Here is a 2,529-nt window from a genome sequence, read left to right as displayed (position 1 = left end):
AGAATCATCAGATAGAATGTAGCATTTGATAATAGAATGGTTGAGAGGGTTACAATAGCATGCGTAGTCTATTACCCAAAGTTCTTCGAAGAATGGAAATAAAAAATAACGAGATTGGTGTTCTTCTAAATCCAAGAGCAGCCCAAAGCATTAATTGGCTAACAACGTACGATACAGCGCCTGTGAATACGCATATGATAAGCAGAGTAACACTATTCATTGACCATCCAAAATTTAACATAAGATCTTTTGTAGCAATTACAGCAGGAACCATTGCTAAAGATGAGACCACGCTTTGCCAGCCACACAATATTTGTTTTGATATGCTTATATTAATTAGATTACGAACGACATAAAGAGAGTAAGCGATCGTTGAAAGCTCAGATATGAGTCTAGCAAATATTACCCCATAAAAACCATAATAATAAACGCCCAACACCATTAGAGGAACTTTCGTCGAAAACTCTATCAGGCTCCGCATGAGGAACGTTTTCGATCTACCATAAGCAAGAGATAATGGAACTACTGCCATTGCGAATGGACCAGGTAGCATACTGAGTGCCAGCAATTGCAAAAGCGGTATAGCCTCCAGCCAATTAGGATCGAACATACTATTTATAATATTGTCAGCAATCAAACAAATACCTATAAGTATAGGCAGGGCCACCATTAATATTACTGAAGAGGAATTTAAATATATGATTGAAAGCTTTTGCTTGTCAGATTTTTCTCGTGCAAACGCAGCCAGCAATGGGCGGGACAGTGGATTTAGTACTGCAATAAGGGGCATTTGGGCAATATCATTAGAAGTGCTATATATACCAAGCTTCGTATTGTCGTAAAACTTACCTAATAACATTTTTTCAAATTGCCAGTTGAATGTGCTTATTACCTGGGCGAAAGCAATGGAACCAATATAAGAACGGAAGAATATCGATTCTTTGAAGCTTATCTTAGGCTCGAATGGAGCTAACAGGTATGACATAAAGACATAAACAAATGACGCAGCCGTAGTCCCTATTACTAAGGCCCAATAGTTTCGAAGGTAATAAGCAAATATAAGCGTAGATATCAGATAAACTATTTTTCCAGTAAACTCAACGCCTACGTCCCTCCAAAAAATTGAATAGCGTTGGTAAAAAGCAAGTGCTGGATTCGTTAGCGTTCGAATAAAAGATGCAAAAGATAGTGCGAGAACAATCAACTGGATTTGTGGCTGAGCGTAAAATAAGGAGTATGGGTAAGCAACTGAGTTTGCTATGGCAAATAAAACTAGGCCCCGAAATGCTGATAATGTAAACGCGGTGTTATAGTGCTCACGCGTGGCGTCCGTTACGCTCAATAACGCTTGATTTATTGGGAATTCCAAAGATGCATCAATTAAGCTCACAAGACTCAAAGCAATAGCTATCTTACCAAAATCTGCAGGAATGAGCAGTCGCGTAAGAATGAGCAATGCAAAAAGATCTATTAACCTCGAAGTGAATCGTCCTCCAACTACAAGAAAGCTGCTTGTTACTGTTCGGTTTAAGACCATGGATTTTTCTATAGCCCCTTAACCAAATTGTCTTCGAAAAAGGCGCCGTGATCAATTATGGAAAGCTAATTATTTTCAATAAATACTACACCTATAACTGGTATATTCAGTAAATGAAGTTTTTCGCTTATGGCGGTAACATTTTTTATCTCTGATGAGCCGGCCAAGAAAACGACGACTATACCAGACAGTACGCTATGAAGCGACTTTAGACTTGAATGATTTTCTAGACCCGAGAAATTGACAATAATATCGCTATTAGCTTTTTCATCTTCAATAAAAGAAATTAAAGAATTGATCTCTGGAACGAGGTACGGAGGCTTACCTTTATAGTACGGCGCCAATTCATCAGCTTCGATCAATCGAACTCTATCGCTCGATGAAGCTAAGTCATGAGCATTAATTTCAACTTTAGCTTTGCGATCTTCGTTATTTAGTCCACCGAACTCTAAGTGGGAAATGTACCTGCTGCTGTTATATTCAAGAAGATCTGACACCCATACGACATTTTTCCCTTGAAGGGCTAAAAACGAAGCTATCTCCAGCGAGATTATTCGAGAATAATCGGTTAACTGGTACGTTACAACTCCGATCGCATTTCTCTTGGATTTATTGGGCGGGCTGGATATTGTATCGTTCAATAGCTCGCTACAATACACAAAGTAATCTTTGGAGCTAATCTTAATAGATTTATAGAGTTCATTAAGATCTCTTCCGTGGCGAGCGGCCATTATTAATTTCTTTGAAATTCGACGGCGATTGAAAATAGCTTGACAGTTAACTAAATACTCTAGCTGTCTTACAGACCTTATTTTTTGGTCTAAACTTGATTTAATTATAATAAAAAATAAGCCCGAAATAGCGCTGAAAACAAACGATGACGTTAGGACATTAGAATTTTAAACAAATGACCATCCCGACGATAAACATTGTGTAGATAACGGTGTACGCCTATGAATTAAAAAAAAAAGGGGGGGGGGGGGGGGGGGGGG

The 2,529-nt window shown here is 38.5% G+C and carries 2 protein-coding genes; both read right to left on the bottom strand.

Going from position 1 to position 2,529, the window contains the following annotated elements; all coding sequences use genetic code 11:
* Nucleotides 1-49 precede the first annotated feature (49 nt).
* Nucleotides 50-1,537: an oligosaccharide flippase family protein gene (locus FV227_RS28370; protein ID WP_147860459.1), complete on the bottom strand. Its 1,488-nt coding sequence runs from the start codon at nt 1,535-1,537 to the stop codon at nt 50-52.
* Between the two features lie 65 nt (nt 1,538-1,602).
* Nucleotides 1,603-2,268 (bottom strand): hypothetical protein, encoded by a 666-nt coding sequence (locus FV227_RS28365; protein WP_147860458.1) that lies wholly within the window; start codon nt 2,266-2,268, stop codon nt 1,603-1,605.
* Nucleotides 2,269-2,529: the final 261 nt, after the last annotated feature.

It is taken from the genome of Methylobacterium sp. WL119 (assembly GCF_008039875.1).
Taxonomy (GTDB): domain Bacteria; phylum Pseudomonadota; class Alphaproteobacteria; order Rhizobiales; family Beijerinckiaceae; genus Methylobacterium.
This window is presented reverse-complemented; position numbering and strand designations above follow the sequence as displayed.

Bases quoted from the DNA above. Each gene is read 5' to 3' on its own strand.
- FV227_RS28370 (WP_147860459.1), bottom strand. From the start codon at position 1,537: ATGGTCTTAAACCGAACAGTAACAAGCAGCTTTCTTGTAGTTGGAGGA.
- FV227_RS28365 (WP_147860458.1), bottom strand. From the start codon at position 2,268: ATGGCCGCTCGCCACGGAAGAGATCTTAATGAACTCTATAAATCTATT.